25 protein-coding genes and 1 riboswitch are annotated in these 25,826 nt (G+C 73.3%); of the genes, 10 read left to right on the top strand and 15 right to left on the bottom strand.

Features of this window, described 5'->3' with window-relative positions; translation table 11 throughout:
* Positions 1–70: 70 nt before the first annotated feature.
* Positions 71–364: an MTH1187 family thiamine-binding protein gene (locus tag ACFZB9_RS24135; RefSeq protein ID WP_391450315.1), complete on the bottom strand. Its 294-nt coding sequence runs from the start codon at positions 362–364 to the stop codon at positions 71–73.
* Between the two features lie 105 nt (positions 365–469).
* Positions 470–1,258: a hypothetical protein gene (locus tag ACFZB9_RS24130; protein ID WP_391450314.1), complete on the bottom strand. Its 789-nt coding sequence runs from the start codon at positions 1,256–1,258 to the stop codon at positions 470–472.
* 231 nt (positions 1,259–1,489) lie between these two features.
* Here ACFZB9_RS24130 and ACFZB9_RS24125 point away from each other — a divergent pair, with 231 nt between their 5' ends.
* Together ACFZB9_RS24125 and ACFZB9_RS24120 are read left to right on the top strand one after the other, a co-directional pair.
* Entirely contained in the window at positions 1,490–1,819 is a 330-nt protein-coding gene (locus ACFZB9_RS24125) for a DUF6191 domain-containing protein (RefSeq protein ID WP_391450313.1), read from the top strand.
* 76 nt (positions 1,820–1,895) lie between these two features.
* On the top strand, positions 1,896–2,741 hold the full coding sequence (locus ACFZB9_RS24120; RefSeq protein ID WP_391450311.1) for a DUF3626 domain-containing protein: 846 nt from the start codon (positions 1,896–1,898) through the stop codon (positions 2,739–2,741).
* Between the two features lie 67 nt (positions 2,742–2,808).
* Here ACFZB9_RS24120 and ACFZB9_RS24115 read toward each other — a convergent pair whose 3' ends face one another.
* From ACFZB9_RS24115 to ACFZB9_RS24095, 5 genes are all read right to left on the bottom strand, one after another.
* Positions 2,809–3,819: a TIGR03842 family LLM class F420-dependent oxidoreductase gene (locus ACFZB9_RS24115; RefSeq protein ID WP_391450310.1), complete on the bottom strand. Its 1,011-nt coding sequence runs from the start codon at positions 3,817–3,819 to the stop codon at positions 2,809–2,811.
* Positions 3,820–3,932: 113 nt separating this feature from the next.
* Positions 3,933–5,336 carry a dihydropyrimidinase gene (gene hydA / locus ACFZB9_RS24110; RefSeq protein ID WP_391450308.1) on the bottom strand — a complete coding sequence of 468 codons (1,404 nt, stop codon included), beginning with the start codon at positions 5,334–5,336 and terminating at the stop codon, positions 3,933–3,935.
* Positions 5,333–6,637, bottom strand: a complete 1,305-nt coding sequence (locus tag ACFZB9_RS24105) for an aspartate aminotransferase family protein (protein ID WP_391450306.1) — start codon at positions 6,635–6,637, stop codon at positions 5,333–5,335. The genes hydA and ACFZB9_RS24105 overlap by 4 nt, the downstream gene beginning before the upstream one ends.
* Before the next feature lie 84 nt (positions 6,638–6,721).
* Positions 6,722–7,570 carry a nitrilase-related carbon-nitrogen hydrolase gene (locus tag ACFZB9_RS24100; RefSeq protein WP_391450304.1) on the bottom strand — a complete coding sequence of 283 codons (849 nt, stop codon included), beginning with the start codon at positions 7,568–7,570 and terminating at the stop codon, positions 6,722–6,724.
* A gap of 345 nt (positions 7,571–7,915) precedes the next feature.
* Positions 7,916–8,803, bottom strand: a complete 888-nt coding sequence (locus tag ACFZB9_RS24095) for a DMT family transporter (protein ID WP_391450302.1) — start codon at positions 8,801–8,803, stop codon at positions 7,916–7,918.
* Positions 8,804–9,076: 273 nt separating this feature from the next.
* On the opposite strand from ACFZB9_RS24095, the gene ACFZB9_RS24090 reads away from it, so the two are divergent.
* Together ACFZB9_RS24090 and ACFZB9_RS24085 are read left to right on the top strand one after the other, a co-directional pair.
* Positions 9,077–9,382 carry an antibiotic biosynthesis monooxygenase family protein gene (locus ACFZB9_RS24090; protein ID WP_391450300.1) on the top strand — a complete coding sequence of 102 codons (306 nt, stop codon included), beginning with the start codon at positions 9,077–9,079 and terminating at the stop codon, positions 9,380–9,382.
* A 36-nt stretch (positions 9,383–9,418) separates the two neighbouring features.
* Positions 9,419–9,886 carry a pyridoxamine 5'-phosphate oxidase family protein gene (locus ACFZB9_RS24085; protein WP_391450299.1) on the top strand — a complete coding sequence of 156 codons (468 nt, stop codon included), beginning with the start codon at positions 9,419–9,421 and terminating at the stop codon, positions 9,884–9,886.
* A 69-nt stretch (positions 9,887–9,955) separates the two neighbouring features.
* On the opposite strand, the gene ACFZB9_RS24080 is transcribed toward ACFZB9_RS24085, so the two are convergent.
* Positions 9,956–10,306 (bottom strand): hypothetical protein, encoded by a 351-nt coding sequence (locus ACFZB9_RS24080; RefSeq protein WP_391450297.1) that lies wholly within the window; start codon positions 10,304–10,306, stop codon positions 9,956–9,958.
* A 291-nt stretch (positions 10,307–10,597) separates the two neighbouring features.
* Here ACFZB9_RS24080 and ACFZB9_RS24075 point away from each other — a divergent pair, with 291 nt between their 5' ends.
* Positions 10,598–11,149: a DinB family protein gene (locus tag ACFZB9_RS24075; RefSeq protein ID WP_391450295.1), complete on the top strand. Its 552-nt coding sequence runs from the start codon at positions 10,598–10,600 to the stop codon at positions 11,147–11,149.
* An 82-nt stretch (positions 11,150–11,231) separates the two neighbouring features.
* Here the strand turns inward: ACFZB9_RS24075 and ACFZB9_RS24070 are convergent, their stop codons facing one another.
* Positions 11,232–11,999, bottom strand: coding sequence for a hypothetical protein (locus ACFZB9_RS24070; protein WP_391450287.1), 768 nt, complete (start codon positions 11,997–11,999; stop codon positions 11,232–11,234).
* Positions 12,000–12,188: 189 nt separating this feature from the next.
* On the opposite strand from ACFZB9_RS24070, the gene ACFZB9_RS24065 reads away from it, so the two are divergent.
* The 3 genes from ACFZB9_RS24065 to ACFZB9_RS24055 all read left to right on the top strand — a co-directional run bounded on the left by ACFZB9_RS24065 (position 12,189) and on the right by ACFZB9_RS24055 (position 14,454).
* Complete coding sequence (locus tag ACFZB9_RS24065; RefSeq protein WP_391450286.1) at positions 12,189–12,707, top strand: methylated-DNA--[protein]-cysteine S-methyltransferase; 519 nt, start codon at positions 12,189–12,191, stop codon at positions 12,705–12,707.
* Between the two features lie 123 nt (positions 12,708–12,830).
* Entirely contained in the window at positions 12,831–13,286 is a 456-nt protein-coding gene (locus tag ACFZB9_RS24060; RefSeq protein ID WP_391450284.1) for a DUF6895 family protein, read from the top strand.
* The gene (locus ACFZB9_RS24055; protein ID WP_391450282.1) at positions 13,279–14,454 is read left to right on the top strand and encodes a serine hydrolase domain-containing protein; all 1,176 of its coding nucleotides are present in this window, start codon (positions 13,279–13,281) and stop codon (positions 14,452–14,454) included. Before ACFZB9_RS24060 ends, ACFZB9_RS24055 begins: the two co-directional genes overlap by 8 nt.
* A gap of 43 nt (positions 14,455–14,497) precedes the next feature.
* Here ACFZB9_RS24055 and ACFZB9_RS24050 read toward each other — a convergent pair whose 3' ends face one another.
* From ACFZB9_RS24050 to ACFZB9_RS24040, 3 genes are all read right to left on the bottom strand, one after another.
* Entirely contained in the window at positions 14,498–14,977 is a 480-nt protein-coding gene (locus tag ACFZB9_RS24050; RefSeq protein ID WP_391450280.1) for a hypothetical protein, read from the bottom strand.
* 11 nt (positions 14,978–14,988) lie between these two features.
* Positions 14,989–15,927, bottom strand: a complete 939-nt coding sequence (locus ACFZB9_RS24045; protein ID WP_391450279.1) for a C40 family peptidase — start codon at positions 15,925–15,927, stop codon at positions 14,989–14,991.
* Positions 15,928–16,131: 204 nt separating this feature from the next.
* On the bottom strand, positions 16,132–20,220 hold the full coding sequence (locus ACFZB9_RS24040) for a helix-turn-helix domain-containing protein (RefSeq protein WP_391450277.1): 4,089 nt from the start codon (positions 20,218–20,220) through the stop codon (positions 16,132–16,134).
* Between the two features lie 181 nt (positions 20,221–20,401).
* On the opposite strand from ACFZB9_RS24040, the gene ACFZB9_RS24035 reads away from it, so the two are divergent.
* The gene (locus ACFZB9_RS24035; protein WP_391450275.1) at positions 20,402–20,824 is read left to right on the top strand and encodes a MarR family winged helix-turn-helix transcriptional regulator; all 423 of its coding nucleotides are present in this window, start codon (positions 20,402–20,404) and stop codon (positions 20,822–20,824) included.
* A 252-nt stretch (positions 20,825–21,076) separates the two neighbouring features.
* Here ACFZB9_RS24035 and ACFZB9_RS24030 read toward each other — a convergent pair whose 3' ends face one another.
* On the bottom strand, positions 21,077–21,913 hold the full coding sequence (locus ACFZB9_RS24030) for a LysM peptidoglycan-binding domain-containing protein (protein ID WP_391450273.1): 837 nt from the start codon (positions 21,911–21,913) through the stop codon (positions 21,077–21,079).
* 5 nt (positions 21,914–21,918) lie between these two features.
* A riboswitch (cyclic di-AMP (ydaO/yuaA leader) is annotated at positions 21,919–22,044 on the bottom strand.
* Between the two features lie 251 nt (positions 22,045–22,295).
* Positions 22,296–23,663, bottom strand: a complete 1,368-nt coding sequence (locus ACFZB9_RS24025) for a serine hydrolase domain-containing protein (RefSeq protein ID WP_391450373.1) — start codon at positions 23,661–23,663, stop codon at positions 22,296–22,298.
* Between the two features lie 331 nt (positions 23,664–23,994).
* Here ACFZB9_RS24025 and ACFZB9_RS24020 point away from each other — a divergent pair, with 331 nt between their 5' ends.
* Positions 23,995–24,765 (top strand): SAM-dependent methyltransferase, encoded by a 771-nt coding sequence (locus ACFZB9_RS24020; protein WP_391450272.1) that lies wholly within the window; start codon positions 23,995–23,997, stop codon positions 24,763–24,765.
* Positions 24,766–24,772: 7 nt separating this feature from the next.
* Here the strand turns inward: ACFZB9_RS24020 and ACFZB9_RS24015 are convergent, their stop codons facing one another.
* Entirely contained in the window at positions 24,773–25,717 is a 945-nt protein-coding gene (locus ACFZB9_RS24015) for a carbohydrate kinase (protein ID WP_391450270.1), read from the bottom strand.
* Between the last annotated feature and the right edge of the window lie 109 nt (positions 25,718–25,826).

Below are 25,826 nucleotides of genomic sequence, written 5' to 3'. Positions count from 1 at the left end.
CGGTCCGCCGGGCCGCGCCATCCCCGGCCCCGACGGCCCGCCCGGCGTTTTGCCTACGGCCCGGCCTGCCTCAGCCCGCCAGGTGCCGTTCCAGCGAGGCCACCTTCCGGGTCAGCCCGTCGGTGACCCCGGCCCGGTCGTCGATCTTGATCACTGTGCTCACCCGGCTGGCGAACGGCTTCACCGCCTCCACAGCCTCCTTGATCACGCCCATCACCTCGTCCCAGTCGCCCTCGATCGAGGTGAACATCGCGTCGGTCCGATTCGGCAGCCCACTGGCACGGACGACGCGGACGGCGGCGGCCACGGCCTCGGCCACGTCCTCACCGATGCCGAGCGGGGTGACGCTGAAGGCTGCGATCATGATTCCTCATTCCTCATTCCTCATTCCTCGATAACGAGGAGTGCGAGCCGGTCGCGAGCATGCTGTCACACGCGTGGCAGGCCCCCGGCGACCGTCGACGGGCTGTCAGCCACCGTAGACACCACGGCAGATCCGGGCCTGCTCGGAGTCGGCCGGCCACTGCCCGTAGGTCTGCGCCAGACCGCAGACCCCGGTGCCGCCGGTGCTGCCGTTCCCGCCGCCGACCGTGGGGCTGCCCGCCGTCGAGCCGGGCGCCGCTCCACCCGCTGGGGCCGGCCCACTCTCGGACGGCCTGGGCGGCGGCGCCGGTGAGGGCGCCGGGCGAGTCGCGGTCGGCCGGCCGCCGCGCCCGGGGCGGCTCGCGCTCCCGCCCGGCCCCCGGGCCGCCCCCGAGCCGGACCCAGCGGGGGGCGAAGGCCGCAGCGGCGGAGGCCCGGTCGGTCCGGGCGACCGGTCGTCCTCGGCCGTCGACGTACCGTCCGGAGCCGCAGCCTTGTTCGGCTCGGCCGAACCACCCGGCGGGGCCGGCGAGGAGCCGGGGCTGCCGGCTGCCAACGGCAGTCCGGTCCCGGCGCCGGCCTGCGCCGGTGCGCTGACCACGCCCTGTTCCTCGCGCAGCCCCCAGCTGTTGCTCGCCGCCGCGGACGGCCGCACGGGCGGCGGCGCGCCGGCCGTGGCCGTTCCGCTCGGCTCGGGGGACCCGCCGGGGGACGACACCGGCGTCGCGGGGTCGTCGAGCCGAGCGGGCACCTGCTCCTCGCAGCCCGCCACGGCCAGCGCGACCGCGCAGCCGAGTCCGGCGACGACGGCCCGCAGCAGCGCGCGGCGGATCGGCCGGGGCGTGCGTCGGTCATCCGTGGTCGGGCGGGGGAGATCGGCGAGGTCATGGTCCATACCGGTTCAACGAGCGGTCGGCCGACAGGAGACCGGCCGTCAACTCCCGTCCCCGGACGTCATCCGCCGGCTCCCCGACCGGGCATCCTCCCGCTCCTTCAGAACTCCGCAGTGGATCCCATCGAACGGGCACGTTGGCACCAGCCGTCGCGTTGTCAGGGTGAGATGAGCGCCGCCCCCGGAGGCAGGGGAGCAACCCGGCGGACCGGCACAGGTGTTGAGGGATGGGCGATGAACATACTCTTCGGGGTGGCAGCGGCGGTGCCCGCGCTGTTCCTCACCGATCAGGCCTTGCTGTGGATGGAGCGGCGCGGCTGGATCTACTGGCGCAAACGCGAGGCCGAAGTCGGCGCCGGGTCGATGTTCAGCGTGATCAACGAGATCCAGACCCTGCTCTCCCCGAGCCAGCGGCACGTGGCCGAGGAGAAGGAGCGCCGACTGGTGTTGCGTGAGGACGCGGAGTCGGGCGCACTGCTCGACCGCCGGATCGACCTCGGCTCCGGACGCGTGGTGATCCGCCGCCCACCGTCCCCCGTCGCGGACCGGCACGAAGCGTCCTAGCCGGCCTCTCCGCCCGAGCCACCGGCCCCCGGCCCCCGGCCCCCGCTCCTGGACCGGCCTGGGGCAGACTTCCCTCGTGCGTACCGACACCGACGAGCCCACGCGGCTGCGGGCCATCCGTCATGTCACCGCCCGGTCCACCGGGGCACCGGTCGACCCGGAACTGCGGCTGACACTGAACTTCCACCCCGATCGCCTGGTGGGTGGTCGGCCGATCCTGCGCGCGATGGCGGCCGACGGGGTGTACCGGTCCCAGTTCGTCACCGGGACCAGCAACGGTGGGCTGACCGCCCATCAGGGCGGCGACCGCTGGCGGTGGGAGCAGCGGATCTTCGGCGGCGTCTATGACGATGCGCCCGCCCACGAGCGCCCGGTCTACGGGGCGCTGAACTTCCGGCAGCGGGCGGTGGGTGCGGCGCCGCGGTTCGGGTCGGCGCACTTCCGTCTGGGGGCGGAGTCACTCACCCGGGCCACCTTCTGCTACCCGGACAGTGCCGCCGAGCCCCGGGACTTCGGCGTCGCGACGGCGATGTCGCTGGTGGCGCTGGCCGCCGCCGACACCAGGGATGCCCTGGACGACTACATCGAGGCCCAGGTGCACGGCCACGTCCGGTTCGATCGGCATGTGGAGGCGCTGGTCCTGGACCCGTGCTACCGGGGTACCGAGATCGAGGCCGCCGCCCGCCTGCTGCCCTGCCGGGTCGAATGGCACGGCGGCTACCGGCTCGGTGTCGACGAACTCCGGCGCCACCCGGAGTTCCGGGGGCAGGAGTTCGTCGACCTCGGAGTCGAACTCGCCGAGGACGGGATGCTCCACCCCGGCCTGATCGGAGCGGCCGCCCGCACCGGCTGTTACGACGAGCAGGCACTGAAGCGGGTCTGGCACTACCTGGCCCGCTTCGGTGACCTCACCCTGCCGTGATGCCCAAGGCGTCGACCACCAACTCCCCGTCGAGGTAGGCGGCGACCTGGTTGCCGGCCCCGCGCGCTCACAACTGCGGGATCACCGCACTGCCGTACAGGTCGATGGTCGTCTCGATCGCGTCGTGCATCGCGTAGACGGCGAACTGGTCGACTCCGAGCGAGCGCAGCTGCGTCAGGCGGGCGAGGTGGGCGGCCGGCGGGCCGATCAGGCAGAAGCGGTCCACGATCTCGTCCGGCACGAACTGGGTGTCGGGGTTGTCCGCGCGTCCGTGGTGGCTGTAGTCGTAGCCTTGGCGGTCCTTGATGTAGGCGGTGAGTGCCTCCGGCACCAGGTCCGAGTGCTCGCCGTAGTGGGTGACCAGGTCGGCCACGTGGTTGCCCACCATGCCCCCGAACCAGCGGCACTGCTCGCGGGCATGGGCCAGCGCGGCCGGTGAGTCGTCCGCCGTGACATAGGCCGGGGCCGCGACGCAGATGCGCACCGAGGCCGGGTCGCGGCCGGCGGCCGCGGCGGCCGAGCGCACCGCCTTGATCATGTATTCGGTCAGGTAGGGATCGGCCAGCTGCAGGATGAAGCCGTCCGCCTGACGGCCGGTCAGCTCCAGGGCCCTGGGCCCGTAGGCGCCCATCCAGATGGGCAGCCGGCCGTCCCTGACCCAGGGCAGGCGCAGCTCGGTGCCGTCGACCACCGCCGAGCGTCCCTCGGCCAGTTCCTTGATCGCGTGCATGGCCTCGCTGAGCCGGGCCAGCGTGGCGGGGCGCCGCCCGGCCACCCGCATCGCGGAGTCCCCGCGCCCGATGCCGCAGATGGTCCGGTTGCCGAACATGTCGTTGAGGGTCGCGAAGAGCGAGGCGGTCACCTCCCAGGTCCGGGTGGAGGGGTTGGTGACCATCGGTCCCACCGTCAGCCGCTCGGTCTGCGCGAGGATCTGACTGTAGATCACGAAGGGCTCCTGCCAGAGCACGCAGGAGTCGAAGGTCCAGCCGTGGCTGAAGCCGGCCGCCTCGGCGCGTCGCATCCGCTCCACCAGCAGTCGGGCGGGTGGGTCGGTCTGCAGCACGAGTCCGATGTCCATGCACGGGGTCCGTTCGTCGAAGGGGTGGCGGAATCCGGAGCGGGCACTCAGGTTCGGAGCGGGCACTCGGGTTCGGAGCGGGCACTCGGGTGCGGTGCGCGGGGAGGCCGGGGTCAGTCCAGGTACTGGCAGGTGCCGCGCCGCAGGAACCCCCCGTGCCCGGCGCGGCCGAGCCAGCGGCCGTCCTGGAGGATCACGGTGCCGCGCGACAGGACGGTCTGCACCTGGCCGGTGACCTGGCGTCCCTCGTAGGCGGAGTAGTCGACGTTCATGTGGTGGGTGGTGGCCGAGATGGTCTGGGTCGCGGCGGGGTCGTAGATGACCACGTCGGCGTCGGCGCCGGGTGCGATGGTGCCCTTGCGCGGGTAGAGGCCGAACATCCGGGCGGGCGCGGCGCAGGCGATCTCGATCCAGCGCCGCCGGGAGATCCGCCCCTCCACCACCGCCTGGTGCAGCAGGTCCATCCGGTTCTCCACGCCGGGCAGGCCGTTGGGGATCTTCGAGAAGTCCCCGCGCCCCAGCTCCTTCTGCCCGACGAAGCAGAACGGGCAGTGGTCGGTGGAGACGACCTGGAGGTCGTCCGTGCGCAGGCCCTTCCACAGCTCCGCCTGGTGCTCACGCGGCCGCAGCGGGGTGGAGCAGACGTACTTGGCGCCCTCGAAGTCGGGCTCGGCGAGATTGTCGGTGGAGAGGAAGAGGTACTGCGGGCAGGTCTCGCCGAAGACCGGCAGGCCCTGGTCCCGGGCGGCGGTCAGCTCGGCCAGCGCGGAGGCGGCCGAGACGTGCACCACGTAGAGCGGCGAGCCGGCCACCTGGGCGAGCTTGATCGCCCGGTGCGTCGCCTCCGCCTCCAGCAGCTCCCGCCGCACCTCGCCGTGATAGCGCGGGTCGGTGTGTCCGGCCGCCAGCGCCTGCGCGACCAGGACGTCGATCGCGATGCCGTTCTCGGCGTGCATCATGATCAGCCCGCCGTTTCCGGCGCAGCGCTGCATCGCCCGCAGGATCCTGCCGTCGTCGCTGTAGAAGACCCCGGGGTAGGCCATGAAGAGCTTGAAGGAGGTCGATTCACCGCTCTCGGTGAGCAGGTCCAGCTCCTTCAGCACGTCGTCCGTGACGTCCGAGACGATGGTGTGGAAGGCGTAGTCGATCGCGCAGTTGCCCTCGGCCTTGGCGTGCCAGCTGTCCAGGCCCGCCCGCAGCGAGCTGCCCACCTGCTGAACGGCGAAGTCCACGATGGTCGTGGTGCCGCCCCAGGCGGCCGCCCGGGTGCCGGTCTCGAAGCTGTCGGAGGCCTTGGTCCCGCCGAACGGCAGCTCCATGTGGGTGTGGGCGTCCACCCCGCCGGGGATGACGTACCGCCCCCGGGCGTCGATCACCCGGTCCGCCTGCCAGCCGGCCGCCACCTCGCTGCCCGTGCTGGCGAGTGCCACGATCCGCTGGTCCTCGATCAGCACGTCCGCCGTGAGTTCCTCGGCGGCGGTGATCACCAGTCCGCCGCTGATCAGGGTGCGCGTCATGCTGCTACCTCCGTTCCGGCGGCGGCCCGCCGCAGCGCTTCGATGAGCAGGTCCGCGCCTTCGCGGGCCTCGTCCTCGGTGAGGGACAGTGGTGGGGTGATCCGCAGCGCGTCCCCGGCCCGGCCGCCCTTGCCGATCAGCAGCCCGAGGGACCGCGCGTGTTCGAGGACGGCGGTGGCCGCGGCGGCGTCCGTCAGTGCGACGCCGAGCATCAGGCCGCGGCCGCGGATCTCGCGCACGATCGGCGACTCCAGCCGGGCGGCCTCCAGTTGGGCCCGCAGCAGCGTCCCGGTGCGGCGGGCGTTGGCCTGCAGGTCGTGCTCCAGCAGGTAGTGCAGGTTGGCCAGGGCGGCCGCGCAGGTGATCGGGCTGCCGCCGAAGGTGGAGATGGAGTTGGCGCCCAGGCAGTCCATCACCTGCGCGCGGGCCACCACCCCGCCCATCGACATCCCGTTGGCGATGCCCTTGGCGAAGGTGAGGACGTCCGGTGGGCCCGCCCGGCCGTGCGCCTGCCAGCCCCAGAAGTGGTCACCGGTGCGGCCCCAGCCGGTCTGCACCTCGTCGCTGATCCACAGGATGCCCTGTTGGTCCAGTACCTCCTTGAAGGCGGCCAGCAGCCCGTCCGGCCCGTGGGTGAAGCCGCCGACGCCCTGGATCGGCTCGGCGATCAGCGCGGCCACCGTCCCCTCGGCCTGGCCCAGCATCTCCTTGAGGTCCGTCACGCAGGCCGCGATGAACTCGGCGTCGGTCAGCCGCGCGTAGGGCCCGCTGTCGCGGACCCCGCCGTGCACGTAGAGCGTCTGCAGCGGCGAGAGGCTGGTGGGGGACCAGGTGGTGTTGCCGGTGATGCCCACGGTGGAGAAGGACCGGCCGTGGTAGCTGTTGCGCAGCGCGAGGATCTGGTTGGAGCGCCGGTAGGTGGTGGCCAGCAGCAGAGCGGCGTCGTTGGCCTCGGTGCCGGAGGTGGTGAAGAACACCTTGGCATCCGGGATGCCGGACAACGCGGCGATCTGCTCGGCCAGTTCGACCATCGCCGAGGAGAGGTAGAGCGTGGAGGTGTGCAGGATCCGGCCGGCCTGCTCGGCCACCGCCTTGGTCACCTCGGGCAGCGCATGGGCGGTCATCGTGGTCAGGATGCCGCCGAAGAAGTCCAGGTAGCGGTTGCCCTCGGCGTCCCAGACGTACCGGCCCTCGCCGTGCGTCAGCTCGATCGGCTCACGGTAGTAGGTGGCCAGCCAGGCGGGCAGCACCGCCCGGTGGCGGGCCCGCAGGCCGGTGGCCGGGAGGTCGGTCGTGGTCATCGGATGGAGCCCTCCTGGGTCCGCGGGGTCGAAGTGACGGGGGCCGAAGCGACTGTGCGGCCGAAGCGGCTGCGGGGCGGCCGCTCAGGCCTGCGTGAGCGGCCCGTACGCGTCGGGCCTGCGGTCGCGGTAGAACGCCCACTGCTGGCGGACCACTTCGATCAGCCCCAGGTCCAGGTCCCGGACCAGCAGCTCCTCCTCCTTGTCGGAGGCCACCTCGCCGACGAACTGGCCGCGCGGATCCACGAAGTACGAGCTTCCGTAGAAGTCGTTGTCGCCGTACTCCTCCACACCGACCCGGTTGATCGCCGCCACGAAGTACTCGTTGGCCACCGCCGCGGCCGGCTGTTCCAGCTGCCACAGGTAGCCGGACAGGCCGCGGCTGGTCGCGGACGGGTTGTAGACGATCTGCGCCCCGGCCAGCCCGAGCGCCCGCCAGCCCTCGGGGAAGTGCCGGTCGTAGCAGATGTAGACGCCGACCTTGCCGACGGCGGTGTCGAAGACCGGCCAGCCGAGGTTGCCGGGCTTGAAGTAGTACTTCTCCCAGAAGCCCTTGACCTGCGGAATGTGGTGCTTGCGGTACTTGCCCAGGAAGCTGCCGTCGGCGTCGATCACGGCGGCGGTGTTGTAGTACACCCCGCTCTGCTCCACCTCGTAGACGGGCACGACCATGACCAGACCCAGCTCGGCGGCCAGCGCGCGCATCCGGGTCACGGTGGGCCCGTCCGGCACGGGCTCGGCCCACCGGTAGTGCTCCGGTTCCTGGACCTGGCAGAAGTAGGGGGCGTTGAAGACTTCCTGGAACCCGATGATCCGCGCCCCCTGGGCGGCCGCCTCCCGGGCGTACCGCTCATGGAGGTCCAGCATCGAGGACTGCTCGCCGGTCCAGCGGGTCTGGACGAGGGCGGCGCGGACGATCTGGGACTGCGACATGGGAACCGCTCCTGAATCAGTGAGAGCTGATAGGACCTGGAGCTGTCGGGGCCGGAGCCGCCGGGACGGGTCGATGACGTGCCAACGATCCGGACGTCCCCGTGTCACTCCTACGTTCGGGTGACAGTCGGCGATCGAGTGACCGAACGGGAGCCGGGGGACGGCTGCGACGGGAGCCTGCGACGGGTGTCCTTGCAGACTCCCCAGCCAGGAGCGGACCGAACCCCGACAACCTGTCAGGTCTCCCCGGCTCCCGGTCCCACCCGGGTGACATCCCGCCAGTGGACGCCCCGGCGCGGCGCCGGGTGCGAGTCGGTGGGCCAGGACAGGCCCTGGGTCCCCGGCTCACGGGGAAGCCTTCGCCACCTCGGCCGATCCGTTCCCACAGGCGTTCGGCAGCGCGGGATGGCGCCCGAGCACCACCACGCCCGCCACCATCGCCAGCAGGCCGACCACCTCCCAGGCCAGCGCCCCCGGTGTGACCCGCAGCCGGTCGCCGAGGAAGCCCACCGCGCAGACGATCCCGGCCAGCGGTTGCGCGGCGGTCAGCGCCGGCAGCGACATGCGCAGCGGTGCCACCTCGAAGGCACTCTGCACCAGCAGCAGCCCGAAGGCCCCGAGGCCCACCACCGCGTACGGCTCCCAGTGGCGCAGCACTGCCTCCACCCCGCCGGTGTCGACGCGGCTGGCGGTGGCGCGGGTGAGCGCGTCCTGCAGGCCGTAGAGCAGCCCGGCCGCCAGTGCGAGGACGGTCGCCTCCTCGAAGCGCGGCAGGCGTCGGCCGAAGGAGACCAGCAGCAGGGCCAGGCCAGCCACCACCCCGAAGACCAGCCAGTGCCGCAGCTCGCCCGCCCGCGGCCCGCCGCCCCTGGGATCGCCGGCCAGGATGAACGCCGTCACCCCGAGCCCCAGCAGCAGCACTCCGCCCCAGCCGGAGCGCCCCAGCCGCTGCCTGCTCAGCACACTGGCCAGGGCCATGGCGAAGGCCAGATTGGTGGTGAGCAGCGGCTCCACCAGCGAGACCTCGCCCAGCGAGAGGGCCCAGGCGCTGAGCACCAGCCCGGTCACCATGGCCGCGAGGCCCGCCAGCCACTCGGGCATCTTGAGCAGGTCGAGCAGCAGGCGCCAGTGCAGCAGGTCGGCGCGCGGGGCCCGCTGCGCCGCGTGCTGCTGGAGCACGAAGCCCAGGCCCAGGCAGCAGCCCGCGCCGATCGCCAACAGGAAGACCGTCACGCGGGATCACCCGGTCGTCATGTGGTCCGACCGCGTCGCGTCCGGCCCGGCCGGGGGGCCGGTTGGTTCACGACGCTCGATTGGCGGCCAGCCTACCGCTGCCCCGACGGTGCGGCGCCGTGCGTGCGGGAGGGGGCACGCCTCGGGAGGACGGCGCCCGGTGGCGGGTCCGGGTGAGCACCGATAATGGAGGTGGACTCTCCGTAGGCCTCTGGCGGCCGACGTTCCAGGGGCCGCCGGCCCCCGCCGGCCGGGCCGGTGGAGGAGGTAACGATGATCGTCCGGATCTGGGAGGCGCGGGTCGCGCCGAAGCTGGTGACCGAGTTCTGCGCGGTGATCCAGTCGGAGATGCTGCCGCAGCTGGCCGGCCTCGACGGCTGTCTCGGCGGCGAACTGCTGCGCTCGCTCCCCGGCGGTCCGCACCGGGTGCTGGTGGTGACCAGGTGGCGGGACGAGGAGGCGCTGCGCGGTTACGCCGGTCCGGCGTGGGCGAAGCGGCCGGTCTGGTCGGACGAGCAACAGACCTACCTGGAGCAGCCGCCCGAGGTGGCCCACTTCACGGTGCTCAGCAGCCCGTGACGGCAGCCCGTGACGGCGGGACCGTAGGCTGAGCGCATGATCGCCCCTGACGCTCCTGCCGTCACCACAGCCACCACCGATGCCGCTGCCGTGCCCGTGCTCAGCCCGGAGCTCCTCGCCTTCTGGGAGGAGTACCACATCTGCACCCTCACCACCTTGCGGCCCAACGGCACGCCGCACGTCGTCCCGGTCGGTGCCACCTACGACCCGGTCACCGGCATCGCCCGGGTGATCACCAGCAGCGGCAGCCGCAAGGCGCGCAATGTGCTGGCGGCCGGGGAGGCGGGCGCCCGGGTCGCGCTCTGCCAGGTGGACGGCGCCCGGTGGGCGACTCTGGAAGGCCGGGCCGTGGTGCGCCAGGACGCCGAGTCGGTCGCCGATGCCGAGGCGCGTTATGCACAGCGCTACCGCACTCCGCGCCCCAACCCGGAGCGGGTGGTGATCGAGATCAAGGTGACCCGGGTGCTCGGTCGCGGCACCAGGCCGAGCCCGGCCACGTCCTGACCTGACTGTGTCCTGATCCGGCTGCCTCCTGACTCGGCTGCCTCCTGACCCGACCCTGGAGTCGACGTCTCACGACCGGCCGGACGGCCTCTGGCCGAGCGGTCCGGCGGCGGCCTCCCGCAGGGCCCGCAGCACCGTCGACTCGACACCCAGCACGCGGGCCCGGACCAGTACCGGGTGGGCCCGCACCGCGGCCCCGGCCCGCACGTAGGCCTTCCAACGGCGGTCGAACTCGGTCTGCTCGCCGGCCTCCCAGGTGCACCGCTGCACGGCCTGCCAGGCCTCGGGGTACGCCGCGCGCCGCCGGTCGCGGACGGCGAGCGCATGGTCGCCGACGGCCCGGTCGGCGCTGAGCACAGCCTGCTGAAGGGCGATCAGATCGGCGGGCAGCGAGAGGAGTTCGGTCGGCGCGGTGATCACGGCGGTCAGGTTAGAGGGAGTCACTGACAATCAACTGACAATCGCTGGAGTCCTGCTGGAGCCCGCCCGGCGGTGGGGTGACCGATCGGTCCAGATGATGGTCAGTGGTGCCTGGGATGTTCGCCGTGATGATCACCGAGCAGTGCGCGCACGTGCTTCCGGTGCTCACGGATCCCCCAGCCGCCGCCCAGGGTCGGCAGGTCACCAGCTCCCACGATCCGATCATCGGAGGTGCGCTTGCTCTTGCTGCCCTCCGCTCGATTGTCGGTGTGCCCTGGCACGCTCGCGCGCATGAACGAGATCCCACCGCAGAACCTCTCGCCGAGCTGGCCCTCGGGCCTCGACACTCGCACGCCGTTGCCCCGGGTCGCCGATGAGCGGGAGATGCTCACCGCCTTCCTCGACTGGCACCGGGCCACCTTCGAACTGAAGTGCGCCGAGCTGGGGGTCGCGCAGCTGGCGGAGAAGAGCGTGGCGCCCTCCGGGCTGAGCCTGCACGGCATCGTGCGGCACCTGGCCGGGGTCGAACGCTGGTGGTTCGGCCGTCAGTTCGCCGGCCAGGACCTCCCGCAGCTCTACTACGCGGATGACGACCCCGACCAGGACTTCGAGTTCACCGGAGCGGACGCGGCACACGACTTCGCCGTCTGGCGGGCGGAGTGCGAGCGGTCCCGCGCGATCGTGGCCGCCGTGCCCTCGCTGGACGCGCTCGCCGTCGCACCGATGGGCGGCGAGCCGATCTCGCTGCGCCGCATTCTGGTCGGCATGGTCGCGGAGTACGCCCGGCACAACGGTCACGCCGACCTGCTGCGTGAGCGGCTGGACGGCACGACCGGCTACTGACCCGGGCCCGGGCGCGCCGGCGCCCCCGGGGCCCGGGCGCGGCCGGCCCGGTTCACGGGCACCCGGGCGCGGCCGGCGCGGGTCACAGGCCGCTCGGCCAGGTGTAGCCGCCGGGCACGGAGACCTGGGCGTTCCCGTCGCTCGTGCCGTAGACGAGGGCGATCTCATCGTGCGCGCCGAGCCTGATGGCGGCCGGATCCCCGGTCACCGGCTTGCCGTTGACGTACGCGGTCAGGGTGTGGGCGGCGTCGGTCCGGGCGCCGCCCAGGTGGTCGGCGGCCAGTGAGACCTGCCACTCGGTCATGAACTGGCCGAGGGTGAAGTCCGCCCGGACCGGGGACTCGATGTGGATCACCCCGCTGGTGTCGTGGGTGTGCAGCGGGCTGATCCGCTGGGCCCCCTCGTCGATGCCGACCAGCGCGGGGACGGTGACCGCCCGGCCGTCCAGGTAGACGTCCAGGTGGGCGTGGACGTGTTCGACGGTGCCCTCGCTGCCCAGCATCGGCAGGCCCGCCGCCGCGACCGCCGCCGACGGGTCGGCGGGCGCGCTCCATGGCGGCGCGCTGGTGCGGCCCTCGGCGGTGGTGCGCGGCTGGGCCGGCATGCCGGCCGTGTCGGCCGCGGCGGTGCCGCCGCCGCGGTCGCCCATCACGACGGCGGTCAGGCCGCCGAGCACGGCGAGCCCGAGCACCCCGGCCGCCGAGCGGATCAGCAGCCGGCGGCGGCGCTCCGCACGCCGGGCCTCCGCCTGGGCCGCCGCGGCCTTCGTGCGGCGGTCGGCGGGCTGCCGGGCGGGCCGGGTGGACCGGTCCGCCCGGTCGGTGGGGGAGCGGCGGGGCTGCGAGGCCATGGTCGGCGTCCTGTTCGTCGGCTGCTGAGGGGATGGTGGTTCGAATTTGAACTAAACTCGACCGTACCTCGTGCTTGAAGGTTGAACAAAAGGTGGGGAAAATGCCATGTCCGAAACCCGCCGGTCCAGCCCGCTCGCAGGCGGCACAGTGGAGGGGTACAGCGCATCCAGCGAGAGAGGTCGGCTGCCGTGACCAGCACCGTTTACACCACCATCGAGAGCCCGCTCGGCGAGCTGCTGCTGGTCGGCGAGGCGTCGGCGACCGCACCGGGCGGGACGGCACTGTGCTCGCTGTCGATGACGGGGCAGCGCCGCGCGCCCACCGTCCAGCCGGACTGGCGGGCCGACCCGGCCGCCTTCACGCACATCGCCGAGCAGCTGCGCCGGTACTTCGCCGGGGACCTGAAGGACTTCGCGGTGGAGTTCCGCACCCAGGGAACCGACTTCCAGGAGCGGGTCTGGCAGGCGATCGACACCATCCCCTACGGCGCCACCACCAGCTACGGTCGACTGGCCGAGCAACTCGGCCTGGCACGCCCGGCGGTCCGCGCCGTCGGCACCGCGATCGGGGCCAACCCGCTGCTCATCCTGCGCCCCTGCCACCGGGTGATCGGCGCCAACGGCTCGCTCACCGGGTACGCGGGTGGGCTGGAGTGCAAGGAGTACCTGCTGGCCCGCGAGGGTGCCTGGCCGGCCGCAGTCGGCTGAGCGCGGGCCTGCCTCGTCGAACTGCCCCTGCCCGTCGCCTGGTTCCGGCCCTGGGGCCGGGCGGTGCGGGCCGGAAGCATGCTGGGCGCACGGTCCGTGTCGGCCCTGACCGAAGGATCATCCATGCCATTCACGGATGCTCCGCTGCAGGATGAGATCGCCGCAGCGGCCCAGTGGGTGGCAGATCGTGCCCTCGGCGCCCTCAGCGGTGCCGAGGGCATCGATCGAGTCGTCGGCCTGGACCGTGGGCCCGGCCGGCCGGCCGGCAGACGGACTGGGCGGGTGGAGATCTGGCTGGAGTCCGGCCAGTGGGACCTGGCCGGCGAACTGCTCGCCGTGGACGCCTGCCTGGCCGAGCCGGTCTGCGACGGCCAGGCCTGGCAGCGGTTGGCCGCGGCCCAGCGGGCGGACGGTCTGCTGCCGCGCGACAGTGACCCGGTGGCCGAGGACCCGGACCGGGCGTTCAAGGACCACGAGCACACCGCTGTGGTCGCCATCGCGGCCGGGACGCTCACGGTGGCGCGGGCGCTGGGCAGCGGCGAGCGGTCGACCGAGGTACCGGGCGGCGGGCGTGGCTGAGCGGCTGGCGGCCACCCCTGGTGCGGCTGCCCGGGCGCAGGCCGCCGGCTCCGGTCAGGACCACCTCGCGCCGCTGGTCGCCGCGCTGCGCCCCGGCAGTGCGGTCGCGCTGGCGGGGGTGCGCGGGGCGACCGAGGAACTGGTCACACACGGTCGCACCGAGCCGGCCGCAGGTGAGCGGGTGACCCCCGACACGGCGTTCGAGGTCGGTTCGGTGAGCAAGACCTTCACCGCGCTGCTGCTGGCCGAGCGGGTGGCGCGCGGGGAACTCGCCTACGACCTCCCGATCGACGCGCTGCTCGCGCCCCGGGCCCGCCCCACGCTGCTGCGCGGTGATCCGATCACCCTGTTGCACCTGGCGACCCACACCTCAGGGTTGCCCCGGCTGCCACCCGGTCTGCTGCGCTTGTCGCTGGGGCGATTCACCAGCCCGTACCAGGACTTCGCCGAGGCGCGGTTGCTCCGGGCTCTGGCCGGCACGCGGGTGCGGAGCAGGCCGGGAAGCCGGGTGCACTACTCCAACTACGGCGTCGGTCTGCTCGGCCGCCTCGTCTCCGAAACGGGCGGGTCAGCAACAGGCCTCCCAGGAGTGGGCGCGGCAGGAGCGAATGCGCCAGGAACGGACCATGCCCCCTGGGAGGTTGGCACCCGCTACGCGGACCTGCTCGCGGAACGGGTGCTGCGCCCTCTCGGGATGACGCGGACGGGGTGTGAACCCGACCTGGTAGCACCGGCAGTCGGCCACTGGCATGGCCGGCCGCTGGCACCGTGGCGGATTCCGGCGCTGCCCGGGGCGGGTGCCGTGCGCTCCACAGCCCGGGACCTGGCCCGGTATCTGCGGGCCCATCTGGCGGCCGCCACCGGCAGTTCGGGCCTTGCGGACCGGCAACCGCTGGGCCTCCCGCTTGCCCGGGCGCTGCGGGAGGTCCAACGTCCGCTCCTGGTGCGGCCCGGCAGTGCGAACCATGACGAGCTGTGTCTGGTCTGGAACCTGCGCCGGGTCGGCGGGCGCGAGTTGCTGTTCCACACCGGTGGCACCCGGGGCTTCACCCCGTTCGTCGGCTTCTGCCCCTCGACGGGAACCGGGTTCGCGGCGTTGGCCAACAGCGGGCCGAGGCTGAACGGACGCTTCCCGCAGGCGGCGTACGACCAGCTGAAGGCGCTCTGAGGCGTCGGCACCTCAGCGGGGCCCACGCCTCCACCAGGCCGGACTACCACCAGTCGGTGCAGGTGATGACCTGGTCGAGGGTCAGGCCACAGGCGCGGAAGCGGTAGTTGGGGTCGGCGCTGGTGGCCTGGGACGGGGAGGTCTTGGAGGAGTTGTCGCCGCGGTCGACGTTGAACGGGCCGCACTGCAGCCAGGTGTGCCCGCCGTCGCGGGTCCAGTCCATCCAGACGCTCTCGCCGGAGCGGGTCGTACCCTCGATCTTGGCGAAGCCACGACCACCGGCGGACTGCAGGCTGATGGTGTCGCCATCGTGGGAGGCGGAGCGCTGGACGGTACCGGAGGCGTTGTCGGAGACGTCGACGAAGCCGTTGGCGCCACCGGCGCAGTCGCCGGCCGAGGCGGCGGCCGGACCGGCCGGGGCGGCGATCAGGAGGGCGGCGCCCAGGGCGATGGCGGCCCCGGCGGCGGCCGTGCGCAGCCAGGAGGTGCCGGTGGTGCTGACCGGGCAGGAGGTGTTGGTCATGGGAGTGCTCCTCAGCAGGTGGGGACGGAGTCGAGCCAGGCCGGGCCCTGGAGGTAGATGTTGCTGATCCAGGCCTGGTAGTCGGGCAGGAAGGCCCAGGCGTCGTTGGTCACGCCTTCGGCCGTGACGCTCTGGGCGTGCTTCTGGCAGGTGACCCGCACGGTGGTGGAGTCAGCGAAGGCGTAGACGCGCGGGCTGTCGGTGGCGGCCTGGGCGTGGGTCCAGACACCGGTGCCCCAGGTCTGGGCGGTGGGCCCGGTCACCGGGCCCGGGTCGATCCGTACGGCGCCGAAGTAGTCGCCGCCCAGTCGCACCGGGCTGACCATGATGTGGGTGCCCGACTGGCGGGCCTCGACCATCTGGCCGGCACCGAGGTAGATCGCGATGTGGTGGAGGTTGTCGGAGCTGCCGTAGGCGAGCAGGTCGCCGGGGAGCAGGGGGGCGGTGCCCTGGTCGGCGGTGAAGCGCTGGGCCGCGTGCAGGGTGTAGAACTGCTGGCCGGCGTCGCCGTTCAGCAGGTCCTGGCCGGTGGCCTGGGCGTAGGCGTACCGGACCAGGCCGGAACAGTCGAAGCCCAGGCGCTGGCCGTCGTCGTTGCTGGCCGGGTCGACCCCGTCGGGATGGCCGTAGGTCGCTCCGGGGGTGGGGCCGTGACCGCCGCCCCAGCTGTACCAGACCCCGAGCTGGCCGCAGGCGGCGCGCACCGCGCTCTCGGCCGTGGCGGACGCGCCCGGGGCGAGCACTGCACAGTCGGTGGCGGGCCCGGCTCTGTCGTGCGATGCCTGGGCCCAGGCATCGGATGCCGGACCGGTCAGGAGCAGGAGGCCGACGAGGGCAGCGGCTGAGGCGACCTTCAGCTTGCTCGGGCTGGACCTGCTCAGGGCGGACTTGCTCGGGCTGGACCTGCTCAGGGCGGACTTGATCGGGCTGGACTTGCGAGGGCTGGACATGGTGCGGCTCCAGGGCAGGGGAGAGCAGCTGACGAGGCAGCAGGATGGCGGGCCGTCAGAGCGATGGCCGGCTCAGCGGGTGACCGCCGATGCATCGAGAGTGATCGCCGGCCTCCCACCGTGTCCAGACGATCGCCGTCGCCCAATCGCCGGGAAACGGGAAACACTTCGGGAAACCCCTGCTGACCTGCTACTTCGTCGAAGTCAGCAGCCGGGCCTGTAGGGCTGATCGGGGAGCAGCCGCGCCCAGTGCTCGGGGCTGACGATGCCCACCACCCGGCAGATCCCGGCTGTGCGGTCCTGCGTGCTGGAGTCCCACAGCCGGATCGTGCCGTCGCTGCCGCTGCTGGCCAGCGTGCGGCCGTCCGGACTGAAGGCGACCGACCAGACGGCGTCGGTGTGGCCGGTCAGGGTGGCGGTGAGGGTGTGGTCCCGGGTGTCCCAGGTGCGTACGGTGCCGTCGTTGCCGGCGCTGGCCAGCGTGCGCCCGTCAGGCGCGAACGCGATGCCGCGCACCGATCCGGTGTGGCCGGTCAGGGTGGCGGTGAGGCTGTGGTCCCGGGTGTCCCAGGTGCGTACGGTGCCGTCGTTGCCGGCGCTGGCCAGGGTGCGCCCGTCAGGCGCGAACGCGACCGCGCGCACCGAACCCCGGTGACCGTTGAGCGTGGCCAGCGGCCGCTCGGTCCCGGTCTCCCAGAGCCGGACCGTCAGGTCGTCGCTGCCCGAGGCGATCAGGCGCCCGTCCGGACTGAACGCGACCGCGTTGACGAAGTCGGTGTGCCCACTCAGCACGCCGAGCGCCTGCTGGGACCGGACGTCCCAGAGCCGCACCGTGCGATCCTCGCCGGCCGAGGCCAGCAGGCGCCCGTCCGGGCTGAACGCCACGGCGAAGACCGATCCCTGATGGCCGGTGAGCACCGCGACCTGGGCGCGGGTCGCCAGGTCCCAGAGCCGGATGGTCTGGTCGGCCCCGGCCGAGGCCAGCAGGCGGCCGTCGGGGCTGAAGGCGACCCCGAAGACCGAGCCGGTGTGTCCTTCGAGCACCCCGGTCATGGCATGGCGGGCGACATCCCACAGCCGCACGGTGTGGGCGGCGTCCGCCGCTGCCAGGGTGTGCCCGTCGGGGCTGAACGCGCTCTGCCAGATCTCCGTGAACGGGTGCACGGTCAGCGCGGCCGCGCCGACCTCCCAGAGCGCCGCGGTCTGGTCGAAGCCGGCGGTGGCGATCAGCTTGCCGTCCGCGCTGACGGCCACGCCCTGGACGTAGTCGGTGTGGCCACAGAGCGTGGCGATGACCCGGCGGGCGGCCAGGTCCCAGAGCCGCACGGTGCCGTCGCCGCTCGCGCTCACCAGGGTCGTGCCGCCGTCGGTGAAGGCCACGCCGTTCACGTCGTCGCTGTGGCCGGTGAGCGTGGTGAGCAGGGTGTGGCTGGTGGTGTCCCAGAGCCGGACGGTGCGATCGGCGCCGCCCGAGGCGATGGTGCGTCCGTCGGGGCTGAACGCCACGCCGAGCACCTCGTCGCCGTGGCCGGTGAGGGTTCCGGCCGGCGCATGCGTGACGGTCTCCCAGAGCCGCACCGTGCGATCCTCGCCGGCCGAGGCCAGCAGCCGGCCGTCGGGGCTGAACGCCACGCCGACCACCTCGTCGGTGTGGCCGCTCATGGCGGCGATCAGGGTGTGGCTGGTGATGTCCCAGAGCCGCACGGTGCGGTCGGCCCCGGCGGAGGCGAGGGTGCGCCCGTCGGGGCTGAATGCCACGGCCCGTACCGCGCCGCCGTTGCCGAAGAGCGTGACAGGGAGCAGACGGCCCGGCAGGTCCCACAGCCGCACCGTGCCGTCCGAGCTGCCGGAGGCGATGGTCCGGCCGTCCGGGGCGAAGGCGACGGCGCGCACCGGCCCGCCGTGCCCGGTCAGGGTGGTGTCGAGGCGGCGGTCGGCGGCGCTCCAGATCTTCACCGTCCCGTCCGAGCTCGCCGTCGCCAGACGGCTGGAATCCGGGCTGAAGGCGACCGCGTTGACCGGCCCGGCATGGCCGAAGAGCCGGCCGGCGAAGGCCTGGGACTGGGTGCTCAGCAGCGCGCCGCGGGCCTCGGTGGTCGGCGCGGTCCGAAAGGCCTCGTCGGCCAGCAGCATCGACTCCTCGGGGCGGCCGGCCGCGAGGGCGGCCGACTCGGCGGCCAGCGCCTTGGACAGCGCGGTGCGACGCTCCGTGAGCGCCTCGGCCCGCTGCCGGTAGGCGACACCCCCGGCCGTGATCGCGAGCAGCAGCAACCCCACGAGGGTGACCAGCAGTTGCCGGCGTCGGCGCAGCTGCCGCCGCAGCGCCTGCTGCCGCTCCGCCTCCTCGGCCTGACCGGCCCGCAGGAAGTCGGTCTCGGCGGGCGTCAGTTCCGCCCGGCGCCGCGGATCGCGTAGGTGCTCGGAGGCGACCGCGAGCCGGGTGCCACGGTAGAGCGCCGTCGGATCGCGCCCTTCGCGCTCCCACTCGGCGGCGGCCTCGGCGAGCTGCTGGCGCACCAGCAGGCCGGCCCGGTCGGCGTGGATCCACCCACGCAGCCGCGGCCAGGCCCGGATCAGCGCCTCATGGGTGATCAGCACCGTCTGGCTGTCGACGGTGATCAGCCGGGCATGGACGAAGGCGTCGAGCACCGCCGTGGCCCGGTGACCGGGGTTGGCCTGCGGAGTGCGCGGCAGTGGTACGGGCATGGCGGCGGTGCGCGGCAGCAGCCGTCGCAGCGCCGGTTGACGCGGGTGCGGCCGTGATCGCGGGAGCGGCCGGGCGGGGCGTCCCTCGGGCAGATCGGCCGGCCCGCCCTGACCCGGTGGTGGTTCGGGAGCGGACAGCCAGGTCAGCAACTGCTGGTGGGCCACCGGGTGGCGGGTCGCCTCGTTCTCCTCGCTCAGGTGGATCAGGCGGAGCAGCAGTTGCCGGGCCGTCTGCCGACCGTCGGCGGACAGACCGGCGAAGAGGCTTTCGGCGGTGGCCGCGATCGCACCGTGCACCCCGCCGGTGCGCAGATAGCCCGCCACGGTCAGGGCCCGCCCCTCGCGGTACTGCCAGGTGGCGAGCAGCGCGTGCGAGAGCAGCGGGAGCACGCCGGCTACGCCCGGTTGGAGGGGGAGCACGGCGGTCGCGGCACGCCGGTCGGGCGGACCGGAGGGCGGCAGCTCCACCGGTCCGAGGTCGCGCAGCAGGACTTCGACCAGCCCAGGCTCCAGCAGCAGGCCGGCCTCCGCGGCCGGGCGGGTGATCGCCTCGTGGAGTTCCGCGCCGGTCATCGGACCCAGTGCGAGCAGGCCGCGGGTGAAGACGGGGACCAGCTCCGGATGATCGAGGCAGCGCCCGCAGAAGTCGGCGCGCACACCCAGCACGACGAGGGTGGCCTCGGCGGCGGGTCTGCCGTCCGGGACGGTGGCGAGTTCGCAGAGGGCCTGGATGAAGGCGTGCCGCTCGGCGGGATCGGGACAGAGGGTGAAGACCTCCTCGAACTGGTCCACGATCAGGGCCGGTCCGACGACCGGCACCGACCCCGCCCCCGGCACCGGAGCAGGGGCCGGGCCCGCGGCGGTCGCGCTCACAAGTGAAGGTGAGGTAGAGGGTGAGACTCTTGGCTCGGCCGTTGGTGTCGGCGAGGCCTCGGTGCTGGGGGACGGGAGCGGGACGGGCCCGGGGGCGGGCTCGGTGGAGGAGGCCGACACGGTGTCGAGGAGTCGACGCAGGACCGAGAGCGGCCGCGCGGTCGGTGTGCAGACCAGCACGCGGCGGCCCCCAGGGTGCGCGGACGGCAGGTCGCCGCGCTGGAGGGCGGGCAGCAGACCGGCCCGCAGCAGGGAGGACTTGCCCGCGCCCGAGGGGGCGACCAGCGCGAGCGGCCCCTGCCCCGCCCGCTCGGCCAGCCGGTCGAGCAGTGCGGCGAGCGCGTTGTCGCGGCCCGCGAACCAGCGGGCGTCCTGCGGGCCGAAGGCGGCCAGCCCGAGGTAGGGGCAGGGGAGGTCGAGTTCCGGTGGCGGGGCGCTGTCGGAGGCGGGCCAGGTCGGCCCGGGCTCGGCGGCTTCGGTCAGCCGCAGCAGCGAACCGTCGGCGCGCAGCAGCTCGTCGCAGCGGCGGGCCAGGTCATGGCCGGCGGGCTTGCTGCCGTTCTCGATCTTGCTGAGGTAGCCCTTGCTGTAGTGCAGCAGGCGGGAGAGGGCGCTGAGCGACAGGCCGCGCTCGGTGCGCAGCCGGCGCAGCTCGGCGCCGAAGCGCTCGTCGCGGGGCCGGGGGGCTCCGTCCGCCGGTGGAATCAGGTCCATGCGCACCCCGCGACGCCAGCCAGGCCGCGCTTGGCGACTTCTCGGATCTGTCATCCACAGATTACCGGCTGTGATCGAGCCGTCTGGCATGCTGTGGTCTCGATCGGTGCGGGTCCAGTGGCGGCGCCAGTGGCAAATATGTTGTAATACGCAACCACTACGGGAGAGGAAGAGGTCACGCGTGTCGGGGCGAGACGAGTCGATCGAGATCATCCAGCGCGAGCTGACCGCCTTCGCCCGGCGGGCCCGGCACAAGGCCTCACAGCTGCATCCGGGGCTCTCCCTGGTGACGTACAGCATCCTCGACCTGATGTACGAACGCGGTGGCTGCCGGGCGGCGGACCTGGCCGCCTACTTCATGCTCGACAAGTCGACCGTGAGCCGGCAGGTCGGCGCGCTGGAGAAGCTGGGACTGCTCAGCCGCGAGGTGGATCCGGAGGATCACCGAGGGCAGATCCTGCGCCCGAGCGAGCAGGGCCTGGCACTGCTCCGGCATGCGTACGAGATGCGCCGCGAGTCGTTCACCGAGCGGTTCACGGAATGGACCGACGAGGACATCGCGCGGCTGGCGGGCTACCTGGTGCGGTACGGCGCGGCGGACTGACACCGGATCGCCCGACGCACGGCGCACGGCGCACGGCGCACGGCGCCCGACGCCCGACGCACGAGGAGGCGGCAGCGCCAAAAGCCGTCGGCCGGCCACGGGTTGGGGAACCCGTGGTCCGGCCGACGGCTGAAGCGATCCGCTGAGTGCGATTCGTGGGGCGCGATTCGTTGGGCGCGATCTGCCGGGTGAGATCCGCCGGGCGCTACCGCTCGGCGGAGCCCGACCCGGGACCGCTGATCACCGGGGTGATCAGTACGCCTGGTGGGCCTGCCAGAAGACCCAGGCCTGGTTCGGGCTGCCGTAGGTCTGGTTCATGTACTGCAGCGCCCACTTGATCTGGGTGGCGGGGTTGGTCGCCCAGTCCGAGCCGACCGAGGCCATCTTGTTGCCGGGCAGGGCCTGCGGCAGGCCGTAGGCGCCGGAGCTCGGGTTGGTGGCGGTGACGCTCCAGCCGCTCTCGTGGGTGATGATCTGGTCGAACGACGCCAGCTGGTCGGCCGGGACGATCGAGGCGGCGAGCGCCTGCAGCGAGGCGACGCTGGCGTTGGCGCTCAGGGCCGGAGCAGCGGTGGCGACCGGGGCGGCCGGGGCGCTCTTCGGAGCCGGAGCCGGAGCCGGAGCCGGCGCCTGGGTCGCAGCCGGAGCCTGGGCCGGGGCGGGGGTCTGCGCCTGGGCCGGAGCCTGGCCGTCGCCCAGCGCGAGGTGCTGGCCGGGGTAGATCATGTCCGGGCCGCCGACGAGCACCGACTTGTTCAGGTCGTAGAGCTTCTGCCAGCCGCCCTGCACGTTGTGGCTGGTGGCGATCTTGGACAGCCAGTCGCCGTCCTGCACGGTGTAGCCGGCGGGAGCCTGGGCGGCCGGGGCCGCGGCGGGGGTGGCGGCCTGGGGGGCCGCGGCCGGGGCGACAGCCGCCGACTGGTGCTGCGCGGCGTGGCCGTGCGAACCGGAGTGGAGCGGAGCGGCGCTGGCGCCACCGGCGGTGATCATGGGCAGACCGGCGCCGGCGGCCACGATGACGGCGGTGGCGATCGCGCGCTTGATGGTGGCGCGGCTGGGCAGGCTGGGACGACCGTTGACGGACATCATGAAAAGCTTTTCCTCTCCCACGCCTGCGAGGTGAGCTGTCGGATTCGGGCTGGAGTTGCCCGGCCGCGCAATGCGCGGCTTCACCCCTAGCCCCGCCCGGAGTCGTGCTCCAGGTGGGGCGACTTACCTTGGGTCCCCCGCCCCTGCCGTGGTGCTGTGGTGCACAGTGCCCGTTCCATCCGGCGGCAGGATTCGGCGTTCCGGGGAGCGGGGTTCGTGTGGAGACGAACGGCATGCACCGTAGACAGGTCGAAGGTCCTATCTCAAGCCAGAAGGACCTGTCACAGGGCAATGTGAGGTGTCTCATGCCGAAGCTGGAGGGGCGATAACGATTCGCATCGTTATCGCCCCGTGATATGAAATTCCGTCAGCCCGCCCCCCGTCAGCCCGCGTGCCAACCCTGCGGGTCGACGTCGCCGGGCACCGCCGCGGCCGGGTGGTAGGGGCCGCGGGTCAGCACGAAGCCGGCCAGGTCGAGGTGGCTGACCGCGCCGTCCTCGGCGCGCACCACACGCAGCGGCTCGCCCGCGTAGTAGCCGTCCAGGCCGGTCCAGCTGCCGTCCGGCTCGGGCGCGAAGCGGGAGGTGCGGGCGGGGCCGCTGAGCGCGGTGAGCTCCAGGGACCGGTCCGCCCGCAGGTGCAGGGCCAGCGCCGTGGGGCCCCAGTACCAGGGGCCGGTCAGCGCCAGCAGGGCGGGATCGGCGTCGGTGAACGGGCGCCAGGCGGCGGGCAGCAGCGGTTCGCGCTCGGCCACGATCCGGAGCAGGTCGGGAGCGACCGTCGCGAGCGCGGAGCCGGCGGTGACATTGCTGAGGGTGATCGCCGCCACGTCGTCCTCGGTGCTGAACCACAGGTAGGCCAGGAAGCCGGGCATCGAACCGGTGTGACCGGCCAGCAGCCGTCCGTCCTGCCGGAGCAGCTGCAGGCCCAGGCCGTAGCAGGAGGTCCAGTCGTCACTGTCCGGGCCGGCGGCCGGGCGGCGCATCTCGGCCAGGCTGGCGGGGGCCAGCACCTTCTCCGTGCCGCCCGGGAGGGTGCCGGCCAGGAAGCAGGCCCAGCGGGCGAGGTCGGCGGCCGTGGACCAGAGCTGGCCGGCCGGCGCCATCAGGCCGGTGTCGGTGAGGGGCTCGGGGAGCATCACATCCGCCCACGGATGCACGGCGAACCCGCCCGCGTGCGGAGCCTGCGGCAGCACGGTGGTGCGGCTCAGGCCGAGCGGATCGAGCACCTCCTGGCGCAGCACCTCGCCCCACGGCAGCCGGCGCACCTTGGCCACCAGTGCGCCGAGCAGCGCGTAGCCGGGGTTGGAGTAGTGGTAGCGCTCACCGGCCGGGTGGCGGAACGGCTGCTCCTCCAGCAGGTTGCCCAGCTCCGGGCGGTGCGAGCCGTCGGTCCGCTCCCACCAGGGGGCCGGCGTCTCGGCGGCCAGCCCGGCCGTGTGGCTGAGCAGTTCGCGGATCGTGGCCCGCCCGGCGGAGGTCCCCGGCAGGTGCTGCTCCAGCGGATCGGACAGGTCGAGCAGGCCCTCGTCGCGCAGGCGCAGCACCAGCACCGCCACGAAGGACTTGGTGATCGAGCCGATCCGGTACTGCGTGTTCTCGTCCGGCGCGTGGCCCTCGATCATGCTCCGGCCACCGCTCCAGACCCGGTGGCCGCCGCGGGCCACCGCGCCGACCAGCGAGGGCGTCCGGCCCCGCGCCTGTCCGACGGCGAGGCGGTGCAGCAGGGCCCGACGGGTCTCGGGCAGCAGCTCGCCGACGGCCAGGGCAGGGATGGGCAGCTCGTCGGCCCGCGCCTGGTTGATCGGCAACTCGTCGGACTGGTACGTCATCTGATCTCACATTCGCAGCTGGGAGGGCTGGAGAAGGTCGAACCGCTCGACCCTACCGGCGCCCGCGCCGTGTGGCTCGGCATTAAGAGGGGCTCACGCATGCGACACCTCGCAACCCCGGCCGGCACCGCGTCGCCGCCCCGCCGACCAGCGCGGATCCCCCCTCCCGCTATGCTGCCCCCGGCCGCGCGACCACGGGCCGCTGGAACAGAGGGGGAGACGGGTGCATCAGTCCCGAAACGACAGTGATATGACGCGGCTTCAGACGGACCGCCCGCACCCCGCGCGGATCTATGACTACTGGCTCGGCGGCAAGGACAACTTCCCGCCGGACCGCCAGGCCGCCGAGCACGCGATCAGCGCCTCGGCGGACATACCGGCGGCGGCCCGGGAGAACCGCGCCTTCCTGCGGCGGGCGGTGCGGCTGGCCGCGGAGTCCGGTATCCGGCAGTTCATCGACATCGGTGCCGGTCTGCCCTCGCCCGGCAATGTGCACGAGGTGGTGCAGACCATCGCCCCCGATGCCCGGGTGGTGTACGTCGACAACGACCCGATCGTGCTCACCCACGGGCGCGCGCTGCTGGCCGACAACCGCAGCACCACGGTGCTGACCGGGGACGTCCGGGAGCTGGACGAGCTCTTCGAACGCCCCGAGCTGCGTGCACTGGTGGACTTCTCGCAGCCGGTGGCCGTGCTGCTGCTGGCGCTGCTGCACTTCGTCAGCGACGAGCAGGCGCGGCACGCGGTGGAGCAGGTACGCGAGCGGGTCGCGCCGGGCAGCTACCTGCTGCTCTCGCACAGCACCCACGAGGGCAATCCCGAGCGGGCTGCCGAGGTGGCCAAGACCTGGGACAAGACCGCCTCGGGCATCCGGCTGCGCGGCCGCGAGGAGGTGACCGGGCTGTTCGACGGCTGGGAACTGCTGGAGCCCGGTGTCGAGTTCGTGCCGCTCTGGCGCCCGGACGCCGCCACCGAGGCCACCACCCGCTGGATGTACGCGGGCGTCGGGCGCAAGGCCTGACCCCTCCTCAGGAGGCGGACGGCCCCGCGGCGCCGGCCAGCGCCGCGGCCAGCTCGCCGTGGTCGGGCGGATTGGCCCCGGCACGGGAGACCGTGACGGCGGCCGCCGCGCCGGCGTGCCGCAGCAGGGCGGCCAGTGCCGCCTCGGTGAGGCTCGCCAGCGCATCGCGGGCGCCGGCACCGAGCAGGTCGCGGGCGGCGAGCGCGTCCAGGGTCGCGGACATGAAGGAGTCGCCGGCGCCGACCGTGTCCACCACCTCGGCCGCCGTGGCCGGTCCCTCGGCCCGCGCACCGCGGGTGACGGCGAGGGCGCCCGCGCCGCCCCTGGTCACCAGCACCAGCGCCGGGCCGAGGGCGAGCCAACGCGCGGCGGCCCGCTCGGGGGAGAGCTCGGGGTAGAGCCAGTGGAGGTCCTCGTCGCTGGCCTTGACCAGGTCGCTGAGCGCCACGCAGCGCTCCACCCGGGCCCGCACCGCGGCGGGCGAACCGAGCAGGGCCGGGCGGATGTTGGGGTCGTAGCTGACCGTCGCGCCCGCGCGCAGCCCCGTCACCAGGTCCGCGGTGGCCTCGGCGCCGGGTGCGAGCAGCGCGGCGAGCGAGCCGAAGTGCACGTGCGGGGCCGTGACGGCGGGGGTCGTGGGGGCGAGCGACCAGTGGATGTCGAACGTGTAGTCGGCCCGCCCCTGGGCGTCCAGGGTGACGATCGCGCTCGGGGTGGCGGCCGGCGGCCGGCCGTCCGTCAGCAGCTCGACACCGGCCGAACGCAGGTGGGTGGTGATCAGCTCGCCGAGCCGGTCCGCGCCCAGCTGGGTGAGCAGCGCGGTGGGGTGCCCGAGCCGGCCCAGGCCGTAGGCGACGTTGGCCGGGCTGCCACCGGGGTGCGGGACGTCGTGGTGGCCGGGAGCGCGGACGATGTCCGCGACGCACTCACCGATGACGAGGAAGTCGGTCATCCTGCTCAGGCTCCCGGGCTGGTCGTGGCGGGGTACCCATCTTCGCGGGCCGGCGGTCGGCGGGGAACACCCGGGGGCCGCGGCGGGGAACACCCGGGGGCCCGGCGGC

The sequence above is a fragment of the Kitasatospora sp. NPDC008050 genome (assembly GCF_042957465.1).
Classification (GTDB): domain Bacteria; phylum Actinomycetota; class Actinomycetes; order Streptomycetales; family Streptomycetaceae; genus Kitasatospora.
This window is presented reverse-complemented; position numbering and strand designations above follow the sequence as displayed.